At 61.0% G+C, this 23672-nt stretch carries 27 protein-coding genes; 11 read left to right on the top strand and 16 right to left on the bottom strand.

Annotation, left to right across the window (positions count from 1 at the left end; genetic code table 11):
* Positions 1 to 266: 266 nt before the first annotated feature.
* Together grxC and ABI546_RS07520 are read right to left on the bottom strand one after the other, a co-directional pair.
* A complete protein-coding gene (gene grxC / locus ABI546_RS07525; protein ID WP_348045648.1) occupies positions 267 to 524 on the bottom strand; it encodes a glutaredoxin 3 in 258 nt (85 codons plus the stop codon).
* 135 nt (positions 525 to 659) lie between these two features.
* Positions 660 to 1070 carry a rhodanese-like domain-containing protein gene (locus tag ABI546_RS07520; protein ID WP_348045646.1) on the bottom strand — a complete coding sequence of 137 codons (411 nt, stop codon included), beginning with the start codon at positions 1068 to 1070 and terminating at the stop codon, positions 660 to 662.
* 136 nt (positions 1071 to 1206) lie between these two features.
* Here ABI546_RS07520 and gpmA point away from each other — a divergent pair, with 136 nt between their 5' ends.
* The 3 genes from gpmA to ABI546_RS07505 all read left to right on the top strand — a co-directional run bounded on the left by gpmA (position 1207) and on the right by ABI546_RS07505 (position 4463).
* On the top strand, positions 1207 to 1950 hold the full coding sequence (gpmA, locus tag ABI546_RS07515; RefSeq protein ID WP_348045644.1) for a 2,3-diphosphoglycerate-dependent phosphoglycerate mutase: 744 nt from the start codon (positions 1207 to 1209) through the stop codon (positions 1948 to 1950).
* A gap of 196 nt (positions 1951 to 2146) precedes the next feature.
* Positions 2147 to 3586 carry a S41 family peptidase gene (locus tag ABI546_RS07510; RefSeq protein ID WP_348045642.1) on the top strand — a complete coding sequence of 480 codons (1440 nt, stop codon included), beginning with the start codon at positions 2147 to 2149 and terminating at the stop codon, positions 3584 to 3586.
* A gap of 112 nt (positions 3587 to 3698) precedes the next feature.
* Positions 3699 to 4463: a HesA/MoeB/ThiF family protein gene (locus ABI546_RS07505; protein WP_348045640.1), complete on the top strand. Its 765-nt coding sequence runs from the start codon at positions 3699 to 3701 to the stop codon at positions 4461 to 4463.
* 188 nt (positions 4464 to 4651) lie between these two features.
* Here the strand turns inward: ABI546_RS07505 and ABI546_RS07500 are convergent, their stop codons facing one another.
* Positions 4652 to 6661, bottom strand: a complete 2010-nt coding sequence (locus ABI546_RS07500; RefSeq protein WP_348045638.1) for an AsmA family protein — start codon at positions 6659 to 6661, stop codon at positions 4652 to 4654.
* A gap of 338 nt (positions 6662 to 6999) precedes the next feature.
* On the opposite strand from ABI546_RS07500, the gene ABI546_RS07495 reads away from it, so the two are divergent.
* Positions 7000 to 7380, top strand: coding sequence for a response regulator (locus ABI546_RS07495; protein ID WP_348045650.1), 381 nt, complete (start codon positions 7000 to 7002; stop codon positions 7378 to 7380).
* 2 nt (positions 7381 to 7382) lie between these two features.
* Here ABI546_RS07495 and ABI546_RS07490 read toward each other — a convergent pair whose 3' ends face one another.
* On the bottom strand, positions 7383 to 8015 hold the full coding sequence (locus ABI546_RS07490; RefSeq protein ID WP_007867910.1) for a response regulator transcription factor: 633 nt from the start codon (positions 8013 to 8015) through the stop codon (positions 7383 to 7385).
* A 130-nt stretch (positions 8016 to 8145) separates the two neighbouring features.
* Here ABI546_RS07490 and ABI546_RS07485 point away from each other — a divergent pair, with 130 nt between their 5' ends.
* The 7 genes from ABI546_RS07485 to ABI546_RS07455 all read left to right on the top strand — a co-directional run bounded on the left by ABI546_RS07485 (position 8146) and on the right by ABI546_RS07455 (position 12258).
* Positions 8146 to 9486 carry a CHASE3 domain-containing protein gene (locus ABI546_RS07485; RefSeq protein ID WP_348045636.1) on the top strand — a complete coding sequence of 447 codons (1341 nt, stop codon included), beginning with the start codon at positions 8146 to 8148 and terminating at the stop codon, positions 9484 to 9486.
* A gap of 284 nt (positions 9487 to 9770) precedes the next feature.
* On the top strand, positions 9771 to 9935 hold the full coding sequence (locus ABI546_RS07480) for a DUF1328 domain-containing protein (protein WP_348045635.1): 165 nt from the start codon (positions 9771 to 9773) through the stop codon (positions 9933 to 9935).
* A 96-nt stretch (positions 9936 to 10031) separates the two neighbouring features.
* Positions 10032 to 10415 (top strand): hypothetical protein, encoded by a 384-nt coding sequence (locus tag ABI546_RS07475; RefSeq protein ID WP_348045634.1) that lies wholly within the window; start codon positions 10032 to 10034, stop codon positions 10413 to 10415.
* A 61-nt stretch (positions 10416 to 10476) separates the two neighbouring features.
* Positions 10477 to 10830, top strand: a complete 354-nt coding sequence (locus ABI546_RS07470) for a hypothetical protein (protein WP_348045632.1) — start codon at positions 10477 to 10479, stop codon at positions 10828 to 10830.
* Between the two features lie 17 nt (positions 10831 to 10847).
* Positions 10848 to 11303 carry a hypothetical protein gene (locus ABI546_RS07465; protein ID WP_348045630.1) on the top strand — a complete coding sequence of 152 codons (456 nt, stop codon included), beginning with the start codon at positions 10848 to 10850 and terminating at the stop codon, positions 11301 to 11303.
* Positions 11300 to 11851, top strand: coding sequence for a ferritin-like domain-containing protein (locus ABI546_RS07460; protein ID WP_348045628.1), 552 nt, complete (start codon positions 11300 to 11302; stop codon positions 11849 to 11851). Before ABI546_RS07465 ends, ABI546_RS07460 begins: the two co-directional genes overlap by 4 nt.
* A 92-nt stretch (positions 11852 to 11943) precedes the next feature.
* Positions 11944 to 12258: a BON domain-containing protein gene (locus ABI546_RS07455; protein ID WP_348045626.1), complete on the top strand. Its 315-nt coding sequence runs from the start codon at positions 11944 to 11946 to the stop codon at positions 12256 to 12258.
* Positions 12259 to 12403: 145 nt separating this feature from the next.
* On the opposite strand, the gene ABI546_RS07450 is transcribed toward ABI546_RS07455, so the two are convergent.
* The 12 genes from ABI546_RS07450 to ABI546_RS07395 form a co-directional block, all read right to left on the bottom strand.
* Positions 12404 to 12943: a thermonuclease family protein gene (locus tag ABI546_RS07450; RefSeq protein WP_348045624.1), complete on the bottom strand. Its 540-nt coding sequence runs from the start codon at positions 12941 to 12943 to the stop codon at positions 12404 to 12406.
* Between the two features lie 172 nt (positions 12944 to 13115).
* The gene (locus tag ABI546_RS07445) at positions 13116 to 13928 is read right to left on the bottom strand and encodes a DUF429 domain-containing protein (RefSeq protein ID WP_348045622.1); all 813 of its coding nucleotides are present in this window, start codon (positions 13926 to 13928) and stop codon (positions 13116 to 13118) included.
* 14 nt (positions 13929 to 13942) lie between these two features.
* Complete coding sequence (locus ABI546_RS07440; protein ID WP_348045620.1) at positions 13943 to 14824, bottom strand: DMT family transporter; 882 nt, start codon at positions 14822 to 14824, stop codon at positions 13943 to 13945.
* A 182-nt stretch (positions 14825 to 15006) separates the two neighbouring features.
* Entirely contained in the window at positions 15007 to 15429 is a 423-nt protein-coding gene (locus tag ABI546_RS07435) for a BLUF domain-containing protein (protein ID WP_348045618.1), read from the bottom strand.
* Between the two features lie 2 nt (positions 15430 to 15431).
* Positions 15432 to 16154 carry a GTP cyclohydrolase I gene (gene folE, locus ABI546_RS07430; RefSeq protein ID WP_348045616.1) on the bottom strand — a complete coding sequence of 241 codons (723 nt, stop codon included), beginning with the start codon at positions 16152 to 16154 and terminating at the stop codon, positions 15432 to 15434.
* Positions 16155 to 16299: 145 nt separating this feature from the next.
* On the bottom strand, positions 16300 to 17526 hold the full coding sequence (gene clsB, locus ABI546_RS07425) for a cardiolipin synthase ClsB (protein WP_348045614.1): 1227 nt from the start codon (positions 17524 to 17526) through the stop codon (positions 16300 to 16302).
* Positions 17527 to 17663: 137 nt separating this feature from the next.
* The gene (gene nudB / locus ABI546_RS07420; protein WP_348045612.1) at positions 17664 to 18110 is read right to left on the bottom strand and encodes a dihydroneopterin triphosphate diphosphatase; all 447 of its coding nucleotides are present in this window, start codon (positions 18108 to 18110) and stop codon (positions 17664 to 17666) included.
* 263 nt (positions 18111 to 18373) lie between these two features.
* Complete coding sequence (aspS, locus tag ABI546_RS07415) at positions 18374 to 20179, bottom strand: aspartate--tRNA ligase (protein ID WP_348045610.1); 1806 nt, start codon at positions 20177 to 20179, stop codon at positions 18374 to 18376.
* 53 nt (positions 20180 to 20232) lie between these two features.
* Complete coding sequence (locus tag ABI546_RS07410; protein ID WP_348045608.1) at positions 20233 to 20871, bottom strand: DUF502 domain-containing protein; 639 nt, start codon at positions 20869 to 20871, stop codon at positions 20233 to 20235.
* Positions 20871 to 21230 (bottom strand): FmdB family zinc ribbon protein, encoded by a 360-nt coding sequence (locus ABI546_RS07405; RefSeq protein ID WP_348045606.1) that lies wholly within the window; start codon positions 21228 to 21230, stop codon positions 20871 to 20873. The genes ABI546_RS07410 and ABI546_RS07405 overlap by 1 nt, the downstream gene beginning before the upstream one ends.
* Positions 21231 to 21351: 121 nt before the next feature.
* The gene (gene ubiB / locus ABI546_RS07400; RefSeq protein WP_348045604.1) at positions 21352 to 22905 is read right to left on the bottom strand and encodes a ubiquinone biosynthesis regulatory protein kinase UbiB; all 1554 of its coding nucleotides are present in this window, start codon (positions 22903 to 22905) and stop codon (positions 21352 to 21354) included.
* Complete coding sequence (locus ABI546_RS07395; RefSeq protein WP_348045602.1) at positions 22902 to 23546, bottom strand: hypothetical protein; 645 nt, start codon at positions 23544 to 23546, stop codon at positions 22902 to 22904. The genes ubiB and ABI546_RS07395 overlap by 4 nt, the downstream gene beginning before the upstream one ends.
* Between the last annotated feature and the right edge of the window lie 126 nt (positions 23547 to 23672).

Genomic DNA, 23672 nt, shown 5'->3' with positions numbered 1-23672 from the left:
GCGGTCTGGCAAAGCCAGTCCCGCGGCTCATGCTGGGTTGAGGAGCCCCCACGGTTGCTCACTTCGTTTAACTCCCTGCCCCCCGAGGGGCCGCCCGCCTGCAGTCCGGCAAAGCCGGCCCTGCGGCTCATGCTGGGTGAAGAGCTCCGTGGCGTAACCCAGTGAGGCATTTCGCCAGTGGGGGCCGCGGGTCCGGCTTTGCCGGCCCCAGGCGCCGCCCCCTTGAGGGGGAAGGCGCTACACGAAGTGAGCGTCCGACGGGGGTGTTACAGATTCAATAGCGGTACTAGGCCGCCGCGGCTGTCCAGGGCCATGAGGTCGTCGCAGCCTCCGACGTGCGTGTCGCCGATGAATATTTGCGGCACGGTGCGCCGGCCGGTGATGTCCATCATTTTCTGGCGTTCGCCCGGGACTATGTCCACGCGTATCTCTTCGAGTTCGGTGACGCCGCGCTGTTTAAGTACTTGCTTGGCTTGAATGCAATACGGGCAGGTGCCGGTGGTGTAGATCTTGACGGTTTGCATGGGCTTCCTCCGAGGGCTGGTCTACGCAAGGCGCAGCAAAATGAATGTGGCGGGACAAGTCGGGAACAAGCCGGGCGAGCCCGGTCGCCAGAGCATTGCAGCTTTCATGCCCGCCAAACCTGATCAGGAACTGATTCAGGCCTTCTCAAGCGGAAGGTTAGCGGCTTTCCAGGTTTTCAGCCCGCCGCCCAGCGATTGGGCCTGCTCGTAGCCGAGTTTTTTGGCGACAGCGACAGCCCGGCCCGCGCGGGCACCACTGGCACACACCAAAATCAGCGGCAAACCCTTGTTTTTGACGGTGCCGGGGAGTTTGTCTTCCAGCTCGCCGAAGGGCACGTTTTTTGCGCCCGTCACATGGCCGGCGGCAAATTCGTCGGGTTCGCTGACATCCACGACCACCGCTTTTTCGCGGTTGATCAGTTGTACGGCGCCGCTGGCCGTCAGTGCGCCGGCGTTCATGCCGCTGGCAATCATGGGCCAAACCAGCATGCCGCCCGAGGCGACCGCTATCGAAATCAGCATCCAGTTATCGATCAGAAATTTCACGTTTTACCCTTTGTGTGTCTTTGAGCGCTTTTTCAGCGAACCCATGATTTTAGAATGGAGGGCGCCAAACACCCAGCCTGCGGTGCCGTATCCCCTCTTTTTATCTTTTGCCTTCATCCATTCATACCTTCTGACCATGTACAAACTTGTGCTCATCCGCCACGGCGAATCGACCTGGAACCTTGAAAATCGCTTTACCGGCTGGGCCGACGTCGACCTCACGGAAACCGGCATTGCACAGGCCAAAAGCGCCGGCAAACTGCTCAAAAGCGAAGGTTATGACTTTGATGTGGCTTACACCAGCGTGCTCAAACGCGCCACCCGTACGCTGTGGCACACACTGGACGAAATGGATCGCACGTGGCTGCCCGTGGTGCACAGCTGGCGCCTGAACGAGCGGCATTACGGCGCTCTGCAGGGCCTGAACAAGGCGGACATCGCGAAAAAATTCGGCGATGAACAAGTTCTGGTCTGGCGCCGCAGCTACGACACGCCCCCGCCGCCGCTGGACGCGGACGACGAACGCAGCGAAAAGGGAGACCCCCGCTACGCCAAGCTGCAGCCCGGACAGGTGCCGCTGACCGAATGCCTCAAGGACACGGTAGACCGCGTACTGCCGTTCTGGAATGAGTCCATGGCGCCGGCCATCAAGGCCGGCAAACGCATCGTGGTGGCCGCCCATGGCAATTCCATCCGCGCCCTGGTGAAGTACCTGGACAACATTTCCGACAGCGACATCGTGGGCCTCAACATTCCCAACGGCATTCCGCTGGTTTATGAGCTGGACGCCGGGCTCAAACCCCTGCGCCACTACTACCTCGGTGACAGTGAAGCCGCGGCCAAGGCGGCTGCGGCCGTGGGCGCGCAGGGCAAGGCTTGAGGGCGATTCAGGCGCCCCAGGCGACTGCCCGGGCGCCATTCTTGTAAAAGTCCTGTAAAAGCCGGGAGTTTTGGCTCTTTTGCGGCGCCAGGCCGCGCGAATGGCGGAACTGTGGCGGCCGGCCTTTCTCCAAGGTGTATATTGCTTCACCTAGGGGGAGCAGGGGCTCTTCAACAGGTTTACGAAGGTATTTTCCATGGGTCAAAAGCTCAAGATAGCAGGCTGGATTTCAATTGGTGCCGTGGCTGGAGCACTTACCACCGTGCAGTTGCAGGCCGTGGCCCGCGGCGCGCTCGCACCACTTCCCCTGGAAGAGCTGCAACAGCTCGCGGCCGTTTTTGGCATGGTCAAGACAGACTATGTCGAGCCGGTGGACGAGAAAAAACTCATCACCGACGCGATTTCCGGCATGGTGGCGAGCCTGGACCCGCACTCGGTGTACTTCGACAAAAAATCCTTCAAGGAATTCCGCGAAGGCACCACGGGGCGTTTTGTGGGAGTCGGCATTGAAATCAGCCAGGAAGACGGTCTGGTCAAAGTGGTGTCGCCTATCGAAGGTTCACCCGCTGATCGCGCGGGCCTGAAGCCCAACGACCTGATCACGCGCATCGACGACACCGCTGTCAAAGGTCTTAGCCTTAATGAGGCAGTGAAGAAAATGCGCGGCGAGCCCAAGACCAAGGTGCTGCTGACCATCTTCCGCAAGGACGAAAATCGCACCTTCCCGGTCACCATCACGCGCGAAGAAATCCGCACGCAGTCGGTTCGCAGCAAAGTGGTGGAACCCGGCTACGCCTGGATTCGCCTGAGCCAGTTCCAGGAACGCACGGTCGATGATTTCGCCACCAAGCTGGAGCAAATTTACAAGCAGGAGCCCAACCTCAAGGGGCTGGTGCTGGATTTGCGTAATGACCCGGGCGGCTTGCTCGATGCGGCGGTCGCGGTTTCAGCGGCCTTCCTGCCCGAAAACGTCACCGTGGTGTCCACCAACGGCCAGCTCGCCGAAAGCAAATTCACCTACAAGGCCTCGCCGGAGTTTTACCAGCGCCGCAACGGCGCTGACCCGCTCAAGCGCCTGCCCGCCGCCCTCAAAAACGTGCCCCTGGTGGTGCTGGTCAACGAAGGCTCGGCCTCTGCCAGCGAAATCGTGGCCGGTGCTTTGCAGGATCACAAGCGCGCCATCATCATGGGCAACCAGACCTTCGGCAAAGGCTCGGTGCAGACCGTGCGGCCGCTCGGTCCCGACACGGGCCTGAAGCTCACAACCGCCCGTTACTACACCCCCAGCGGCAAGTCGATCCAGGCGCGCGGCATCGTGCCTGACGTGATGGTCGACGAAACCGCAGAAGGCAGCCCGTTTGCCGCCCTGCGCACCCGCGAAGCAGATCTGGAAAAACACCTCAACAGCGGCCAGGGAGCCGAGGTGAAAGATGCCGGCCGTGAGAAAGCCCGTGAAGAAGCCTTGAAGCGGCTGGAAGAAGAAGCCAAAAAGCCACCTGAGCAGCGCCGGCCTCCAGAGCTGGGCAGCGACAAGGACTTTCAGCTGGCGCAGGCGATCAACAAGCTCAAGGGGCGTCCCGTTCTGGTCAGCAAGACAGCCGTGGTCGAACCGAAAAACGAGAAGAAAGACAACTAGCCGGGCGGGACGGCGCAGCGACCCATGCGGCTCTTACCGGTTCTACCGGTTTCCGCTGGCTCCGCCCGCTCCGTGCGCGCCCACCGGCCCAGCAGCCTGAACGGTTTCACCCATGAACGACGAACAGCTGCTTCGTTACTCGCGGCATATCCTGCTTGACGAGATCGGCATCGAAGGACAAAGCAAATTACTGGCGGCGCGCGTGCTGATTGTGGGCGCAGGCGGCCTGGGTTCGCCCGTCGCGCTGTATCTGGGCAGCGCCGGGGTCGGCCATATCACCATTGCAGACCATGACCGGGTGGACGCCACCAACCTGCAGCGGCAGATCGCCCACAACCTGTCCCGTATCGGCAAGTTCAAGGCGGAGTCCGTCGCTGAATCAATCGCCGCCATCAACCCTGACGTCGAGGTCATCGCAGTCACGCGGCGCGCAGAAGGTGCGCTGCTGGAGCAATTGGTCCAAGAGGCGGATGTTGTGCTGGACTGCACTGACAATTTTTCAACCCGCCATGCCATCAATCGCGCTTGCGTGAAATACCGCAAACCGTTGGTATCGGGTGCAGCCATCCGTTTCGATGGCCAAGTGGCTGTTTACGACATAAGGCGCAGTGATTCTCCGTGTTACGCCTGCGTGTTCCCCGAATCAGACCACCTGGAAGAAGCGCTTTGCGCCACGATGGGCGTTTTTGCGCCCATGGTCGGCATCATAGGCAGCACGCAGGCGGCCGAAGCCCTGAAGCTGATCTGCGGCATCGACGGCTCGTTGACCGGGCGTCTGCTGATGCTGGAAGGCAAGCGCATGGAATGGAGCGAGATGAAGCTGGCGCCGCATGCGGGCTGCGCTGTTTGCGGCGGCAGAACCGCCATCGCGTCCTGACGCGTCACACTAGTAGACTGAATCCGTGAGATCGCTGGTAAGCGGCTGACCAGCGGCGCGGCAGGCAAGGCGCAAAGCACAGACGGGCCCGTAGGCCCGGCGCGCATTTGCAACGCCGCATGCTGCGGTGAGGGGCAGACGAGTGACAGTGAATTTCACGGATTCAGTCTACTAGCCTGGCCTGAACCCTATTTGGTGGCCGATGCGGGCATGCGCGACCCCGCATTGGAAGCTGCGGCCTTGGCAAGAATGGCCGCGCAGTTTTCGTCCTTGCCCGGTCCGGTTTCAATCGTGGCAGCCAGTGCCAGCAGGGGGTTGAGCACCCCCAATGCGATGGCAATACCCGCGCGGCCCGCAAGCGCACTTTTATCGGGGCCGGCCGATGGAGAAGCGAACGTGCCGCCGATTTTGAGCGGAGACCGGAAGCTCAGAATGCTGCGGTCTTTCGGTGCCGGATCCAGGGTCAGATCCAGCGTTTCATCGGCAAGGTTGACCTGCCCACGACCATTGATGACGGTGTCGGTTGTGTCCAGCACAATGGTTTTGGTCGTCATCAAGCCCTTGTTCACCTCGAAAGCCGCAGCAGCACAACGCAGTTGCACATTGCGGTCGCCGCGAACCAGGAACTTGATCACCTCGCCACCGTCCAGGCCCATGAATTCGAGCAGGATGTTGCTGATTTCTCCCTTGCCCATCAGCACGGCAACGTCCCCTGACGACGTCCCCAGCATTTGCGCCAGAGAATTTCCGCGGCCCTTCAGGTCCAGCTGGCCGCTGATTTTGCCGAGGCTGCTTTTAGACGTTTCAATGGCGGGAAACAGTTGATTGAGTTGCACCGCCCGCAGGTCCAGTCGCGTGGTGAAGGCCGCCGGCGCCACATTGGAATCGATGCGGATGCTGCCTGCCACTGTGCCGCCCGCAATACCCAACGACACCGGCTCGAGTTGCAAAACCCCTGCTCTCAAATTGACATGAACACTACCCTTGTCGAGCGGCAATACCTTCACGTGCCGGATATCGGCCGCGGAATAAACCACATCGGCATTCATGGCCTTCAGCCGGGTGACATCCAGCGTAGCGACAGGCAACACCTTTCGCGAAGTTGCGGTAGTGGTGGCCTTGGGGGCCGCCGCCACAGGCTTGCTTGCAGCCTGGGCCACTGGCGCATTGACGGGAGTGGGCCCGTCCGGTGGGGCCAGCCCGATCACGGGCGCAAGGTCGGCAAAATCAAGCAATTTTGATTGCACCTTGCCAGTAAGAAGGGGCACAGCCGCAGACTGGTCAAAGCTGAGCGCTCCACTGATATCGGAGCTTCCTAACACGCCCTGTATCTGGGTGGCGGCCCACACCTTGCCATGCCGATTCAGCTTGCCGCGGAGTTTGTAGGGCGGTGTGGAAGGCAGTACGACGCCCAACAGCTTGTAAAGCTCTTCAAGGTTTCGGCCCTGAAGGTCGACAACAGCGTCAACGCCGGCCAATTCAGCGAGATTGGAAATCGACCCCTTGGCTTTGAGCGTGGTTTTGCCGGCAGCGGCGTTGACCTCTATGGGAAACGGTGCCTCGACGTCTTTGCTGAGCTGGAGCACACCCCCTGTTCGGCCACTGGCATTAAAGGAATCGTTCTTCCATTTTCCGCTGGCTTTGAAGCTCAAAGGCAATTCGCCTTTCTCCTCTTGTGCCAACGAAAACTGGACATGGATATTGGCGCCTTGCGCAGCGGCCTGGTAGTCAACGGTGCCGCGGTCTATGACCAGGGCGTCGATTCGCGGTACGGAGCCTTCGTCAGAAGTATCGCGGGACAAGGCCCAGGTCCTGCGACCATCCAGCTCCATTTGAAGGCCCATTTGCGGCTCTGTCAGCACAATGCGCGGCAACTCAATGCGCCCCAAGAGCAGCGGCAGCAGTTTGATGTCGAATTCGGCAGCAGTGGCCTGTACCAGATAGGGCTTGCTGGCCCAATCAGGATTGGCGATTTCCACGCCGTCGGCCCGGACGGTGGCGCTCCGCCCCAACGTGACCGACAGATGGCGGGTAATTTCGAAACGCCGCCCCAGCCTTTCGGACACGTAGTGGTTGATCGGCCCCCGCAGCACATCCCATGGGAAGAAAACCGCAACCAGCACCAGCACGACCAGCAGCGCGGCCACACCAATGAGGATTCTGCGCAGAAACGGTGAGGACGACAGGGGATTGTTCATAGAGAGCTGGGTCAAGCCTTGCGAAAAAAAGAGGGGTCCGAAACAACCAGCAACGCCTAGACCCACACTGTCATAGCCCAAAAAACGCGCAGTGAACTACGGGATCAAATGTCTCCCAGATGGCTCCGCGGGGCCGTCGGCAAGCGCCATGACACACTGTGGGCATGTACCTACAGTTGCTAAAAAGCCCAAGGTAGGAGACCTCCTACAGGTGCTGCCATTAGTCGCTGGCAGAATGGTCTTCAATAAAAAAGATACATTAGGAAACAAGGACTGCCCTGTTCTTGAGCCTTTTGTATATCCGAGAAGCGCGTCGCCTTCCCACCTGGACCCGAGCAGTGAGACTGAAAACGTACATCGTAGAAGACAACCCGACCATTCGCGAGAATCTGATCGGCACGCTTGAGGAATTGGCAGGCATCCACGCGGTAGGAACCGCTGAAACCGAAAACGAAGGCAAGGCCTGGCTTGTCGAGAACAAAAACGATTGGGATTTGGCGATTGTTGACCTGTTTTTAAAGCAGGGCAGCGGTCTCGGGGTTCTGGCCGCCTGTCGCGACCGCCCTTCAACGCAAAAGGTTGTGGTGCTGAGCAATTACGCCACGGTAGACATACGCCAGCGGTGCGCCCAGCTGGGTGTGGACGCAGTTTTTGACAAATCCAATGAAATTGACGCTCTGGTGGACTATTGCATCCAACAGAGCGCCATTTCCGGTTGAACTCAGTCAATCAGCTTGTTCTTCAGCGCGTAGTAAGTCAGGTCGCTGTTGGACGACAAACTCATTTTTTCCATCACACGCGTCCGGTAGGTACTCACCGTTTTCACGCTCAGCGACAGCGCTTTCGCAATGTCACCGGCGGTTTCGCCCTTGGCCAGTTTCAGGAAAACCTGAAACTCCCGCTCGGACAACTGCTCGTGGGACGCCACATCATTGGGACGGTTCAGCTGCTGCGCCAGAAGCTCGGCCACCGCCGGGGTGATGTAGCGCTTCCCCAGCGAAATGACGCGAATTGCATCGACAATCTCGGAAGGATCGCACTCCTTGTTAAGGTAGCCGCTGGCGCCCTGGCGAATCAGGTTCACGGCATAGTGTTCCTCGGGGTAACCGCTCAAAATGAGGATGCCGACATCAGGCGCCTTGGCGCGGATCATGGCCAGCGCGTCAATGCCGCTTTGTCCGGGCATGGACAAATCCATCACCAGAATATCGAGTTCAACATTGCGCACCAAGTCGATCGCCTCACGGCCGCTGCCGGCCTCCCCCACGACCCGAAGGTCCACCTGGTCGGAAAAAAACTGTTTGAGTCCAGAACGCACAATGGCATGGTCGTCCACAATTCCAATTTTGATCATGTCGCTGTCTTTCTATAAGGTCTGCACAAGCGGGCAAATGCAATGGAAAGATGGCCGGCAGGACATCCGCATTGATTTTCAGCGTTCATTATTGACGAAATTTTCATCGAATTACTGAACGGAGTTTGCCGTGAAACGATTTGCGATCCCCAAAATGGCCATCAGCATGCCCCTGGCGGTGCTGGCTGCGGCTGTCCTTATATTCATCAACGAGGCGAGTTTTCAGAAGTCCACAGAGGCGGCGGCCAGTATTGAAGAGGCCCAGCAAACCCGGGGTGCCATCAATAAATTGCTGCAGCACATGCTGGACGCCGAAACCGGCCAGCGCGGCTACCTCCTGACCGGCGACATCCGTTACCTGGAGCCCTACAACATGGCCGTGGCCGATATCGACCAGACCCTGGATGCCCTGCGGCACCTGTTCACCCCTTACAGGGACCAACTCTCGGAGTTCGGCATTTTGTCCCGGCACGTATCGCGCAAGCTGGCCGAAATGGACCTGAGCGTGCGCATGCGCAAGGAAGGCAATGAGGATGCCTGGAAATTTGTCCTGACCACCGATGTCGGGAAAGAGCATATGGAGGCAATCCGCGAGGAGTCGGCCAAGCTGGCATCCAACAGCATCAGCAAAATGGAGCAGGGACAGGTGCAGATCAAGAAAGCGCTGGAGCTTTCGCGCATTGGCATCGGGGCCATGGCCGTGGCAGGCTTGCTGGCTTTTTACATGTACCTGCTGCAAACCAAGGCGCTGCTGGTTGCGGGCAAGCGCGAGCAAGAGTCCCTGCAACGCGAGCGCGACTTCCTCGAAATGCAGGTGCGTGAGCGAACCGCCAATCTCGCGGAGCTGGCGACCCACCTGCAAAACGTGCGTGAGGACGAACGAGGGCACCTGGCGCGTGAACTGCATGACGAATTGGGCGCACTCCTGACTGCGGCGAAGCTGGATGTGGCCCGGTTGAAATCACGCCTGGCAGGCAATCTGCCCGAAGCGGCCGAGCGCCTGACGCACCTGACCAATACGCTCAACAGCGGGATTGCACTGAAGCGCCGCATCGTGGAGGATCTCCGGCCTTCCTCGCTCTCGCATCTGGGCCTGGTGGCATCTCTGGAAATACTGGCGAGAGAGTTTGAAGAGCGTTCCGGTCTCTCCATCAGCACAGACCTGGAGTCGGTGGAGCTGGGTGGGTCCGCCCAGTTGACCGTTTATCGGCTGGTGCAGGAGTCTTTGACGAACATCGGCAAATATGCCGAAGCCAAGCAAGCCGAGATCAGCCTTCACAATTTCGACAGCTACATCACGGTAGAGGTCAAGGACAACGGCAAAGGCTTCAAGCTCGACAGCATCGGCCCCGGTAGCCACGGCCTGGCGGGCATGCGCCACCGCGTCGAAGCCGCCGGCGGGCGCTTGACGGTGTCCAGCGCAGAGGGCAATGGCACATGCATTTCTGCCGTGTTGCCAAAAACGCTGTAACCGCTTTCAAGGCATCTGTTGCCACGGCCAATGCCGCTGCCGCAGCGAGGTGCGCGGCATGGCTGATCCCACATCGCCGCAAAGCATGAGGTCTGCGCTTGCATGAGCGCCAGGCAAGCGATCGGCACGTAACAAACCGTCAGTCACCTCCTACAGGGCATGCACGCCCGAGCTGACAGTGGCACACGCTGGCAGCCGATGAGCGAAAAGACGGTCGCTCATTAACCTTGCTGAAGGCGTTTCAAAAGAAGCACCACTCTTCAGTTCAAGCAAGGAGCCCCGAGATGCTGCACTATTCCGTCGTTTTTCTGGTCATCGCACTGATCGCCGCCATATTCGGCTTTGGCGGCATTGCCGCAGGTGCTGTCGAGATCGCCAAGATCCTCTTTTTCATCTTTGCCGTCATGGCCATCGTGAGCTTTGTCATCAGCTTGCTCAAGAAAAACTGACCAGCCTGTTTTGCCGGCTGCCACTTGACCTCATGCGGCGCCAGTAGCATCCAAACCTCTTTCGCTTTCCCTTCCCCCCAACTCAAAGGACCTGATATGAACACCCAAACCATCGCCAAGACTGCGCGCCAAAGCTCGGATGAACTGTTGCAGAACGCAGAAAAAGCCGTTGACGCAACCCGCGGTTATGCCAACGACGCACTCGACAAAGCCGAGACCAAAGTGCGTGACCTGCGTGGCAGCGTGGACCCGGTGGTGGACATGCTGGCCGCCAAGGCACAGCAGCTTGCCCGTCAGAGCCTGGACATGGCGTCGGAAGCCAAGCACCGCGCCCAGCAGTCGCTGTCGAACGCAGCAGGCGCCACCACGCGTTATGTTTCCGAGCAGCCCCTGCGCTCGGTGTTGATCGCCGCTGCTGTCGGTGCCGGCATTGCCTTGCTGGTGTCTTCTGCGCGTCATCGCAACCAGAACCGTTACTGACCCCTACGCTTCCTCCCGAGCCGGCCCCTGCACTTTGACTATCTGATCCATGCTTCATCCCTTGTTTTCCACCATCGTGCAGCGGCCTGACCTCGTCATGGACCATGTCTCCGCTTATGTGGCGCTTTTTCATGAAGAGGTTTCCGACGTTGGCACGGATCTGGTAGCAAGAGCCGTGGCGTGGGTGATTGCAGTGTTGGCAGCCGGCGTGTTTTTGGCGCTTGCCGGTACGGCCGTGATGCTGGGAATGATTCACAACCAGTTTCACTGGGCGCTCGCCGTGGTGCCCGGCGTTGCGCTGGTCATTGTCATTGCGGCGGTACTACGCGCCCGCAAACCTTTCGTTCACGAACGCTTTCCGGAACTGAAAGCGCAAATTGACAACGACGCCCGCGCACTGCGCATGGCCGCCTGATTCCACACAGAGCCACGATGATGACCCCGCTTACAGCGCCCACACCCCAGGAAAGGCTGGCCAACAGCCGTAAAGCCATTGTCAGGCACATGAGCCGTGACAAACTGGACCATAACGAAACGCGTGACACTGGCGAGCCCGACGCACCGGACGATGCGGCGCAATTTGGCGGCGGCGGAACCTGGGGCGTGGTCAAACATGCCCTGAAAAGCTGGTGGCGCTATCACCCCGTCAGCGTGGCATTTGACCTGGCGCGCCCGATGCTGGGCCGGTATGCGGAAGAAAAGCCACTGCAATTGCTGGGTGTTGCGGCTGCAGCGGGTGCGGCAGCGGTTGTACTCCGTCCCTGGCGACTTGTGTCGCTGGGTGGTCTGCTGGTGGCTGCACTCAAATCGTCCGAACTTTCGGGCACGGTGCTGGCCATGCTTTCCGGCGCTCATCAAACGTCCGACAAAAACTCTCACCCACAATGAACACCTCCACGCTTTCTGCTACGGCGCCAGGCGAATTGGCACTTGACGAAACAGGCCTGAACGCGGCGCGCAGCAGCCTTGACGACGGCGCCATCACGCCCGCCTATGGACCGCATCGCGATGCCATCGTCAAGCTCCTGAACGACGCGCTGGCCACAGAACTGGTATGTGTGCTGCGCTACAAGCGCCACTACTTCACCGCCAGCGGCGTGTCTTCTCCCGCGATTGCCGATGAATTTCTTGTCCATGCCAATGAAGAATCCGGGCATGCAGACCGCATCGCGCGCCGCATTGTGCAGCTGGGCGGTGAGCCCGACTTTTCTCCGGCCACTCTGCTGCAACGCAGCCATGCCGACTACGACGAGTCAACCGAGCTTAAAGCGATGGTGCGCGTCAACCTGATTGCCGAGCGAGTTGCGGTGGAAACCTACCGCCAGATGATCGCGCTGATCGGCGACAAAGACCCGACCACACGCCGCCTGCTTGAAGATGTTCTTGCCGATGAAGAAGAACACGCCGACGAGCTCAAGGACTGGCTGGAACGATAACGAGTACCGCAGGTCGACGGCGTGGTGCCGCCAGTCGACAGGCTTTTTTAACCAACGCACCAAACGATTAAACCAACTTAGAGGAAAACAATATGAAATACGCTCGCGCAATTGCATTCGCCGCACTGGCAGGCATCACCATCATCGGCAGCGGCTGCGCCGTTGGGCGTGGACAGGAAACTGCTGGCGCCTATGTGGATGATGCTGCTATCACCACCGCCGTCAAAGCCAAGTTCATTGAGGACAAAACCGTTGCAGCATCTTCCATCAAGGTGGAAACGCTCAATGGCACGGTTCAGCTGTCGGGCTTTGCCAAGTCCAGCGCTGAAAAAGCCCAGGCCGAAAACATTGCCCGCAATGTGAAGAACGTCAAGGGTGTGCGTAACGACATCGTCGTTCGTCCTTAAACGGGTGAGCTAGCAAACGCCACCGCGAGGTGGCGCAAAAAAAGCAGGCGCGGAGTAATCCGCAGCCTGCTTTTTTGCGTGGTGGGCTCAGCGGCCTGCACCGAAACGGCAGCACACAAGCTTCACCGACATGTAGTCCGGCGCCTCAGTAGCAGCTTCCGTGCTGTTTACGAAACTGCGCGGGATACACGGGCGGCGCGCCTGCTGTCCGCGCAAACACGCCCAACTTTGCCGCACGAGCGCGTTTTTGCTCCTGCGCGTAAGGTCCGCCGTTGCCCCGGCTTCGATAAGACCAGGCCATTCCGCGGCCAACCATCCATTTGCCGGCATCCTCACCGCTGAAAACCACCTTGGCCAGCACACGTCCGTAGCCGTCATGGTGCCGGCCATGCACCGTCACGCGCTGGCCCAGCAACCGACGCATCAGCGCATCGCGTGAGAGGGTTCCGCCTGGCTGGCAGATCTCTGGCGCGTCTATGCCTTGCAGGCGAACGCTCACCGACTTGCCGCCCGCTGACGGCCGTACCCGGACGGTATCGCCGTCCACCACATAGCTCACAACGCCCGGCCAGACCGACCCAGCCGCCACGGAAGGGCTTGCGGCGCGTGCCCCGCCGCATATCAGCAGCGCCATCAGAAACAGCGCTTTAATGACGACGGTTGCAGCTGTCGCAGAAATTTTCATGCCTTGGATTGCTATTAAATTCATAGCTGCTGGCGCTTGTTCCTATTGGGATTACGGCCTAAATCGTTTAAAAAATGCTCAAAACAGATGTTTTAGCCAGCGCAGGAAGCGGCTACTGAGGCTTCATGAGAGTGCCAGCGCAACTGTACAAATATACAGCACCCTCTCCTGATCAGGCCGTGACAATCCAGCCTTCCAGCGCGTCCATCCCGGCGGGCAAACCGTAGCGGGGTGCCCCTTGCTCCGAGGCCCAGGCGGCCTGCATCAGGCACAGCACGGCGTCCAGGGAATCGCCGCTGGCATCATCGGCCAGGGTATCGCGCTGCGCATGGGTGAGCTTCAGACGCAGGCCCAGACGGGTCTGGCCCATCTCCAGCGCAGTGATCAGGTCCTTGCGCGCAATCAGCCGCTCAGGGGTCTGCTTGAGCCGGTCATCACTCTTGTAAGAGCGGTTGCCGAGCACTTCGCGCGCCAGCAGCCCGGGGTATGCCTCCAGCGCCACACGCGTGCGGTCGCCGTCATGCAGGCCGGGCAGGTGCACGCCCGCAGCGAGCAGGCGCGGCACACCGGCATGCAGCATGTAGGCCACCGGCGGGTTGACCCATTTCATCGACGGGCTGGAGCCGGCCGGCCCGTCGGTGGCGCGGTGCGCAAACTTGCCGCCGACAGGACGTGCATCGCAAAAGGCGGCAAAGGTTTGCCGGATGTCGGCCCGGCTGAGCGCCGCATAGTGCGCCATCAGCCCGGGCCATTGGCCGGGCCAGCCAAGCTGTTCCACCAGTTCGCGCGGCAGGCCAAACGGAAAGTCAAACGCCCCCAGCCAGCCCTGCGGCTGGCGCAGCCAGGCTTCAAAGTCGTCGAGCGAGGAGAGAGGCAACAACCGGGTGAGTTGCACCCGCCCGCCGGCGCTGGCGCCCAGCGCCAGCACGATGGGTTTGCGGCGCGTGGGCGCGCTGGAAAAGTCGCATCCGATCAGCAGGCTCATGCAGGGATTGTCGGTCAGCCCAGGGCCAGCGCCATCACGCCAAAAGCAATCAGCGCAGCCCCGAACGCGCGCTGCAGGCGATCGCCCTCGCCCAGCAGGTGCCCGCCTATCAGCGCGGCAAACAGCATGGACACTTCACGCGCCGGCGCCACATGCGACAGTGGCGCCACCTGCATCGCATACAGCACCAGCACGTAGGAAACCGGGCTGATGGCACCCACAAGCAGGGCGTACTTCCATTGCTGCCGCCACATCAGCAGCGCCGCGGCCCGGTTGCGCAACACCGAAGGCGCCAGAAGCGCCAGGCGCAAAAAATTACCGAGGTAGTCCAGCAGAATGGGCGACATCAGCATGAATTTGACGGCGTAACCGTCCACCACGGTGTAGCTGGCAATAAACGCACCGGTCAGCAGGCCGTACACCATGCCCTTGTGGACGCGTCGGCGTTGCGCCGGGTCGTGCGCCGCCCGCAGCAGGCCGGGACCGCCGGCAATCAGGAACACACCGCCCACCACACCGGCAATGCCGGCCAGCCCCGCGGCCGAAATCTGCTCGCCCAGCAGCATGATGGCCACCATCGAGGACAACAGCGGCCCGGAGCCGCGGGCCAGTGGATACACCACGGTGAGGTCGGCCTTGCGGTAACCCCGCAGCAGCACCACGTAATACAGCACATGCAGCACACCGCTGACGGCAATCACCCCCCACTCGCGCCAGCCCCATCCCGGCAACACACCCCAGGCGGCCCACAGCCCTACGGGCGCCCAGACCAGCATGAGCACCACACTGGTGAAGAAGGCAAAGCGCGCATCACCGCCGGCCTTCTTGGCGGCGATGTTCCAGCTGGCGTGGATCAGCCCCGCGAGGATAACGAGGGCAAGGGCGGAAAGCGGCACCGGTCAATCCAACAGAAAAAGGCTGTTCGCGCGGAGCTGTACAGCGTGAAGCCTCTACGTACCAGCCAGAGCCGCGGAACCGGCCTTGGCCTGTCCTGAGCCTGTCGAAGGGCCGGGCCGCAGGCCCAGCGCCCCCTCCGGGGGCAGCGACCCGCGCAGCGGCGGAGCGTGGGGGCCAAATGCTAAACGCGTCCGCAGATAGAGGCCGTGGCCATCAGGTCTTCGAGCAGCGCAAATGACACCTTGCCGGACACCGAATAAGGATCGAGCTCGGCTTTTTCAGAGTATTTGAGGAGAATCGAATGGTTGAGTTTGGACAGGTTGACCTGGCCCATGGTCCATCCGCCAAAGCGCCGCTCGGAGATTTCCTCGAAGTGCAGGAGGATGACGTCCTTGTGGCGGGCGTCTTGCTGGATGTGGCCGAACAACTCGCTGACCGCCATGCGGCCGCCTTCGATGGCCTGCAGAAAAATGCCGCCGCCGTAGCACAGGATGCCTGTGATGCCCGATGACGGATTGTGCTGGCGTGACTGCGACAGGATGCCCTCAATGGCTTCGGGGCTGGTGTCGACGGCGCGGCTTGCGTAAAGTAAACGGACCAACATGGTTAGCCTTTCTGTGGAAGCAGCGCGAGAAACTCACGGCGCAATGTCGGGTCTTTGAGGAACACGCCGCGCATCACCGAGTTGATCATCTTGCTGTCCATGTCTTTGACGCCGCGCCAAGCCATGCAGTAGTGGCTGGCCTCCATCACGATGGCCAGGCCATCAGGCTGGGTTTTTTCCATGATGAGGTCGGCCAGCTGCACCACGGCTTCTTCCTGGATTTGCGGACGGCCCATGACCCACTCGGCCAGGCGCGCGTATTTGGAAAGACCGATGACATTCGTGTGCTCGTTGGGCAACACGCCGATCCAGATCTTGCCGATGACGGGACAGAAATGGTGTGAGCAGGCACTGCGAACCGTGATGGGCCCGACGATCATCAGCTCATTCAGATGCTCGGCGTTGGGAAACTCGGTGATGGTGGGCGGCGCCACGTAGCGGCCCTTGAACACCTCGTTGAGGTACATCTTGGCCACGCGGCGCGCGGTATTGTGGGTGTTGTGGTCGCCTGCAGTGTCGATCACGAGACTGTCGAGCACGCCCTGCATCTTCACTTCCACTTCGTCGAGCAGCTTTTCCAGCTCGCCCGGTTGAATGAACTGGGCAATGTTGTCGTTGGCGTTAAAGCGTTTGCGTGCCTGGGCCAGTCGTTCGCGAATTTTGACGGAGACCGGCGTCCCTTCGTCGGTCGCGTCCTGGGGAGGCGTGTCGGATTTCATAAGCATGCCAGATATTACCAGCCCGCCCTGAATGCGTCATGTCCGCATTTTGATGGGGTTTTTGGCCTCCCGCCCTTTCTTGACGGGCGCAAGCAGCTATTAATTTAATAGCAATCGCGCCTGGCATAAGGCAACACCCGCCCTGCCGGTTTCAATAGCGCTGCCTCGCCACCAGCAATGCGAGCCTCACCAGGACATATGCCGTCCAGCCCTGCAGGCGCTGCACCCAGGGACGGCGGCCGTAAGCCGCCGGCTCCACGCGCCGCCCGTAGTTCACCATGGCCTGACGCAAGATGCCTGCGAGGCTTTCGGCAAACGCCCGGTCTTCGACCACCACGTTGGCTTCGCGTGCCAGCAACAGGCTCAAAGGATCCAGATTGGACGACCCGACGGTGGCCCAGTGCCCGTCCACTACCGCCACCTTGGCGTGCAGGAAACTCGCCTCATATTCGTGAATCTCGACCCCCGCTTCCAGCAGCGCGCCGTACACCGGGCGGGCGGCATGGTACTGCATGAAATATTCGTAGCGCCCCTGCAGCAGCAGCGTGACACGCACGCCGCGCCTGGCAGCCGCTGTCAGCGCGCGGCGCAATTTTCCGCCCGGTAAAAAGTAGGCGTTGGCAATGATGATTTCACGGTGCGCCTTGCCAATCGCCCTTCGGTAGGCGCGCTCGATGCTGGCGCGGTTGCGCAAGTTGTCGCGCAAAATCAGCGCCGCCTTGGGCCCGCTTGCGCCGGCGGCACGGGCATCGACCAGCGGTGTGGAGCCGGTGCGCCCGCCATAGCCCGCCGCCTTGAACCGCTCCCACGCGGCACCTATGTGTCGCTGCCGCGCGCTGTAACCGGCCTGCACGCGCCACCACAGCAGCGCCATGGCATCGGCCGCCTCCAGGGCCAGAGGGCCGGTCACTGTCACCGCAAAATCGACACGCGGGGCCTGCAGCTCGCCGTGGTTGGGGTCGTAAAAATCGTCGAGCACATTGATGCCGCCACAAAACAGCGTGTGCTGGTCCACCACGCAAAGCTTGCGATGCAGCCTGCGCCAGCGTTCGGGCATCAGCAGGCCCAGGCCGCTGAGGCCCGTGCCGAGTGGGGAGTACACAAACCAGTCGACCTTGGCTGCCGAGAATTTCTCGCGCCACTGCGCGGGCAAAGGGCTGGTGCCGATACCGTCGACCAGCACCTGCACCGTGACGCCGCGCCGGGCCGCCCGAACCAGTGCCTCGGCCACTTCCGCACCGGCGCCGTGAAAATCAAAAATATAGGTTTCCAGCTGAATCCAGGTGTGCGCCGCATCGAGGGCCTTGATGAGCGCAGGAAAGAATTCCTGCCCGCCCTGGAGCAACTGCAACGCACCGGACTTGTGGAGTGGAAACATGGCCAGCGGCTTTTTCTCCGGGAGTGTGAAGAGTGGGTTGAAAGGCCCTCTCCTCTCATTTGAACCGACTGGCCGGTGTTTGCCAATCAGTGAAGCGCCAACTCACAAAGTGTTGCGCGTCGGTCGGCGCAGTCGCTTCAAGCGGTGAACCTCGGCAAGAGAAGCAAGGCCTCAGCGTTCGACGGTGAGAAGCAGAGGTCAGCAGCCGCGTGGTGCGGCAGCCATTGCCACGCCGTGTGTTCCCGGGGGTGAAGTTTCACGTCACGCGCGTAAGGCAGGCACAGGCTGAAGACGTGCTCGGTGTTATGGGTGACACCCGGCGCATAGCGGTGGCGCCAGACCGGGTAGATTTCATACACATTCGACAAACCCCAGTCACAAAACTGGGCGGGTGTTGCGTCAATACCCGTTTCTTCCAGCACCTCGCGCACCGCGGTCTGCAGCAAGGGTTCGTCCGCCATGTCTTTAGAGCCCGTGACGCTTTGCCAAAAGCCGGGATTGTCGGTGCGCTCGATCAGCAGCACCTCCAGCTCGGGTGTGTGAATGACAACCAGCACGGACTCGGGGATCTTGAAATTCTTCAAAATTTCTCCGCAGGAATCGGCTTAGCAAAGTGCGCAGCCGTTGGGACTTCTCTCCCTCATCAGCAGGGGCCGCGGATCTGGCTCTGCCAGTCCGCAGGCGCAGCGGCCCTCTCGGGGGGTAGAAAGCCACACGAAGTGCACAACCGCGGGGGCTCTGTTCTTCTCAAGCCAGGGCCGCGGGACTGGCTCCGCCTGACCGCAGGCGCAGCGGCCCCCTCGGGGGGCAGGAAGCTACACGCAGTGAGCGACCGTGGGGGCCACATCTACACCGGTTGGGGGTTGCGCAGGCGGATGTGCAGCTCGCGCAACTGCTTTTCGTCCACCGGGCTGGGCGCATGCGTGAGCAAGTCCTGCGCGCGTTGGGTTTTCGGGAAAGCGATCACGTCGCGAATCGATTCGGCGCCGGTCATCATGGTGACGATGCGGTCCAGCCCGAAAGCCAGGCCGCCGTGTGGAGGGGCGCCGTACTGCAATGCATCCAGCAGGAAGCCAAACTTCTCCTGGGCTTCTTCGGGACCGATCTTCAGGGCATTGAAGACCTTGCTCTGCACGTCTGCCTGGTGGATACGGACCGAGCCGCCGCCCAGCTCCCAGCCATTGAGCACCATGTCGTAGGCCTTGGCAATACAGCGTCCGGGGTCGGTGTCCATCCAGTCCTCGTGTCCGTCTTTGGGTGCGGTGAAGGGATGGTGGACCGCGCTCCAGCGCTGGCCTTCTTCGTCAAACTCGAACATCGGGAAGTCCACCACCCACAGCGGTTTCCAGCCCTTGGTGAAAAGACCGGTTTTCTTGCCGAACTCGCTGTGGCCGATTTTCAGGCGCAGCGCGCCGATGCCGTCGTTGACAACCTTGGCCTTGTCGGCGCCAAAGAAAAGGATGTCCCCGTTCTGGGCGCCCGTGCGCTTGAGGATCTCCGCAATCGCTGCGTCATGAATGTTCTTGACGATCGGGCTTTGCAAGCCATCGCGGCCCTTCGTGATGTCGTTGACCTTGATCCAGGCCAGGCCCTTGGCGCCGTAGATTTTGACAAATTCGGTGTAGCCGTCGATCTCACCGCGGCTCATTTCGGAACCGCCGGGAACGCGCAACGCGACGACGCGCCCGCCCACGGTGGTTGCCGGCGTGCTGAAGACCTTGAAGTCCACCGTCGCCATGACTTCGGTGAGCTCGGTGAACTCCAGGTTCACACGCAAATCGGGTTTGTCAGAACCGAAGCGGTGCATGGCATCGCCGTACGCCATCACCGGGAACTCGCCGAGGTCGGTGCTGAGCACGGTCTTGAAGATGTTGCTGATCATGCCCTGGAACATGTCACGAATATCCTGCTCGCCCATGAAGGACGTTTCGATATCGATCTGCGTGAATTCGGGCTGGCGGTCGGCGCGCAAGTCTTCGTCGCGGAAGCATTTGGTGATCTGGTAGTAGCGGTCGTAACCGGCGACCATGAGCAGCTGTTTGAACAGCTGCGGGCTTTGCGGCAGCGCGAAGAACATGCCTTCGTTGACGCGGCTGGGCACCAGGTAGTCGCGCGCGCCTTCGGGCGTGCTCTTGGTCAGCATCGGGGTTTCGATGTCGATGAAACCGTTGGCGTCGAGGAACTTGCGCGTTTCCATGGACACGCGGTAGCGCAGCATCAGGTTGTTCTGCATGTAGGGGCGGCGCAGGTCCAGCACGCGGTGCGTGAGGCGCGTCGTCTCCGACAGGTTGTCGTCGTCGAGCTGGAACGGCGGCGTCACGCTCGGGTTCAGCACGATCAGTTCATGGCACAGCACTTCGACCTTGCCGCTCTTGAGGTTGTCGTTGGTGGTGCCGTCAGGCCGGGCCCGCACTACGCCCTTGACCTGCACACAGAACTCGTTGCGCACGCCTTCGGCGGTTTTGAACATGTCGGCGCGGTCCGGGTCACAAACCACCTGGACATAACCCTCGCGGTCGCGCAGGTCGATAAAAATCACGCCGCCATGGTCGCGGCGGCGGTTCACCCAGCCGCACAGGCTGACGGTTTGGCCCATCAGGGCTTCGGTCACCAGACCGCAATAGTTGGAACGCATTTGGGAAACGATGGCCATAAAGAAATCTCGGACTTTCAGCGCCTCACGCGCAATGTTGCAATTTTCGCCGCTTAAAGGGGAGGAAGGGGAGGAGTCAGCGGACGCGGTACGGGTTTGGAGGGCACCACGACGCCCATGGAAATCACGTAAGTCAAAGCCTCATCGACGCTCATCTGGAGCTCAATGCAGTCACTTCTCTTCAGCATCACAAAATAGCCACCGGTGGGATTGGGCGTCGTGGGCACGTAAACGCTCAGGTAATCGCCCTGCAAGTGGTTGATCACATCGCCACCCGGCGTGCCGGTGAGAAAACCTATGGTCCAGACGCCCTCACGGGGCCACTGCACCAGCAGGGCCTTGCGAAAGGCATTGCCGTTTTCTGAAAACACCGTATCGGAGACCTGCTTCACACTCGAATAGATGGAGCGAACGATCGGGATGCGGCTCAGGAAGGAGTTGCCCCAGCGAACCAGTTTTTTGCCGAAAAAGTTGCTGGCGACAGCGCCCATCAGCAGCACGATCAGCAGCGTGAGCAACACGCCGAAACCGGGGATATGAAAACCCAGCAGCTTGTCGGGATGCCAGGCGCCCGGAAGAATCAGCAGGGTCTGGTCCAGCGTGCCGACGATCCAGTCGAGCACCCAGAGCGTGATAGCCAGGGGTACCAGCACCAAGAGCCCGGCCAGGAGCCAGCGGCGAATGGACCCCATCACGAGGATTTGGAGGACGAATCACCGCCCGAAGTTTTCGCGGGCGCAGCGGGTGCAGACGGAGCAGGCGCAGCTGCAGCAGGCGCGGCTGCGCCGGACTCAGCAGGTTTGGCAGCGGCCGCGCCGCCCGCGGCTGCATCGCCGCCAGCCGCAGCGGGAGCTGGTGCGCCCGTATTGCCACCGCGGAAGTCCGTCACGTACCAGCCGGAACCCTTGAGTTGAAAGCCGGCGGCCGTGACCTGTTTTTTGAAAGCCGGCTCACCGCATTGCGGGCACACCGTGAGCGGCGCATCCGAGATTTTTTGCAAAACGTCCTTGGCATGCCCACAGGACTCGCATTTATAAGCGTAGATTGGCATAGTGGTAGAGGTTTTGAACGGCTTGTCCGGAAACTGCCCGGAAAATTACCTGGTTGCCTGGGAAAGGCACCCAGGTGCAAAGCCCTCAATTATAGGCCGTTGAGGCCTCTCCCGGCTGGGCCTAAAACACCCGCACCCGAAGGAGGAATTGCATCGCGATCAGGCCCAAGACAAAGCCCAGGCCGCCGTAAATCAGGCTTTGCAGCAGTTTGTTGGTGCGCTTCTGCTCCTGCAGCAATTCCTCCAGCTCCCGCCGATTGATTCCGGGGGGCGACTTCAGATACTGCGACAGCAGGCGTGGCAAACCGGGCAGCAGCTTGGCATAAGCCGGCGCCTCCGCCTTGAGCTGGGCCAGGAGTTTCTCGGGGCCCACCTGCTCCAGCATCCATTTCTCGAGAAACGGTTTGGCGGTGCTCCAGAGATCCAGGTCAGGGTCGAGTTCGCGGCCCAGTCCTTCAATATTCAGCAGGGTTTTTTGCAGCAGCACCAGCTGGGGCTGAATTTCGACGTGAAAGCGTCGCGAGGTCTGAAAGAGCCGCATCAGCACCAGTCCCAGCGAGATTTCCCTGAGTGGCCGGTCGAAATAGGGCTCGCAGCAGGCACGAATGGCAGCTTCGAGCTCGTCGACCCGCGTGTTCGGCGGAACCCAGCCCGACTCAAGGTGCAGCTCGGCCACCCGCTTGTAATCGCGCTGGAAAAAAGCGCTGAAATTCTGCGCCAGGTACTCCTTGTCGACCTCCGTCAGGGTGCCCACAATCCCGAAGTCCAGCGAGATGTAGCGGCCAAAGGTTTCCGGCGCCAGGCTGACCTGGATGTTGCCCGGATGCATATCTGCGTGGAAAAAACCGTCGCGAAACACCTGCGTGAAAAAGATCGTCACACCATCACGCGCCAGCTTTTTCATGTCGACACCGGCGTCGCGCAGGCGCTGCGCCTGGCTGATAGGAATGCCTTTCATGCGCTCCATCACCATCACGTCGGGCATGCAGAAGTCCCAGACCATTTCGGGGATCATCACCAGGTCAAGGTCCTGCATGTTGCGGCGCAGCTGGGCTGCGTTGGCCGCCTCGCGAAGCAGGTCCAGCTCGTCGTGAAGGTATTTATCGAATTCGCCGACCACCTCGCGGGGCTTGAGCCGCTTGCCATCGGCTGACGCGCCCTCGATCCAGCCCGCCATCATGTGCATCAGCGCCAGGTCTTTTTCGATGGCCGGCAGCATGTTAGGCCTGAGCACCTTGACGGCCACCTCGCGGCCGTTGGGCAAGGTGGCGAAATGCACCTGCGCAATGGAAGCACTGGCCACCGGCGTCTGCTCAAAGCTCGCAAATATGCGGCCCAGCGGCCTGCCGAAGGCTTTTTCGATGATGGCGACCGCGATCGCGGAGTCAAACGGTGGCACCCTGTCCTGCAGGCGCGCGAGTTCGTCCGCAATATCAGGAGGCAGGAGGTCCCGCCGGGTGGACATCACCTGGCCGAACTTCACAAAAATCGGCCCGAGGCCTTCGAGCGCTTCCCGCAGGCGCTCACCACGCGGTGCTTTGAGATTGCGGCCAACCGACACGACGCGCGTCAACAAACGAATCCACGGGCGCTCGAAGCTGGAGAGCACCAGCTCATCCAGGCCAAACCGGAGCACGGTCCAGACGATAAAAGCCCCCCTGAAGAGCCGACTCATGCAGGCGCTTTCATGGAACCAGCATCGCCGCTGGTTGCTGACGAATCCGCTTTGGGCGTGGCCGAAGCCACTGGGGCCGGCTCAACACCAGAACTCGAGGCCCCGGAAGAAGGCGCCGCGGATGCCAACGGCGTGCTTGCCAGAAACTGCTTGAGCCCGGCAAAAATCCGCCGCCCGGCGTCGCCCACGGCATGCGCGGGTGCGTCACCGATCAGCCGGGAGAGATCCTCCTCGGCATCCCAACGCAGATTTTCAGCGAGCCAACCCAGTTCCGCCGCGAGTTGGACATCGCCCTCGATTTTCACTGGCGGTGGCTTGCCCGCCAACACGGACTGCACCACAGTCAGCGGTGATTCGGTCGCCACAGCCAGCAGGAGGTCTGGCTTGGCGCCAGGCTGGGCCCGGTCAACCAAGCCCGCCGGCGTCACCACCAGGTCAATGGCAAACAGTCCCCAGCGCAGGTGCACGACGCGCCCCTTTTGCCGCAGCAACCGGTCTTGCGCCTGCTTTTCCTGCATCAGGACATGGTTCAGAAACAGCACCAGCCGTTGCTGCCCTTCGTCAACCACCCAGGCGGGCGGCTGAAAGCGGGCGGCAATGGACTCCAGAAAGGAAAAAGGGAACGTGGAGGTGGTATTCATGTCCCGATTTTGACAGCAATGTGGCCCCCACGGTGGTAGTAGGCCCCCACGGTCGCTCACTGCGTGTAGCTCCCTGCCCCCCGAGGGGGTCGCCCGCCTGCGGCCCGGCAAAGCCGGTTCCGCGGC

Origin of the sequence: Polaromonas sp. (assembly GCF_039932935.1) — a bacterium.
Taxonomy (GTDB): domain Bacteria; phylum Pseudomonadota; class Gammaproteobacteria; order Burkholderiales; family Burkholderiaceae_C; genus Polaromonas.
This window is presented reverse-complemented; position numbering and strand designations above follow the sequence as displayed.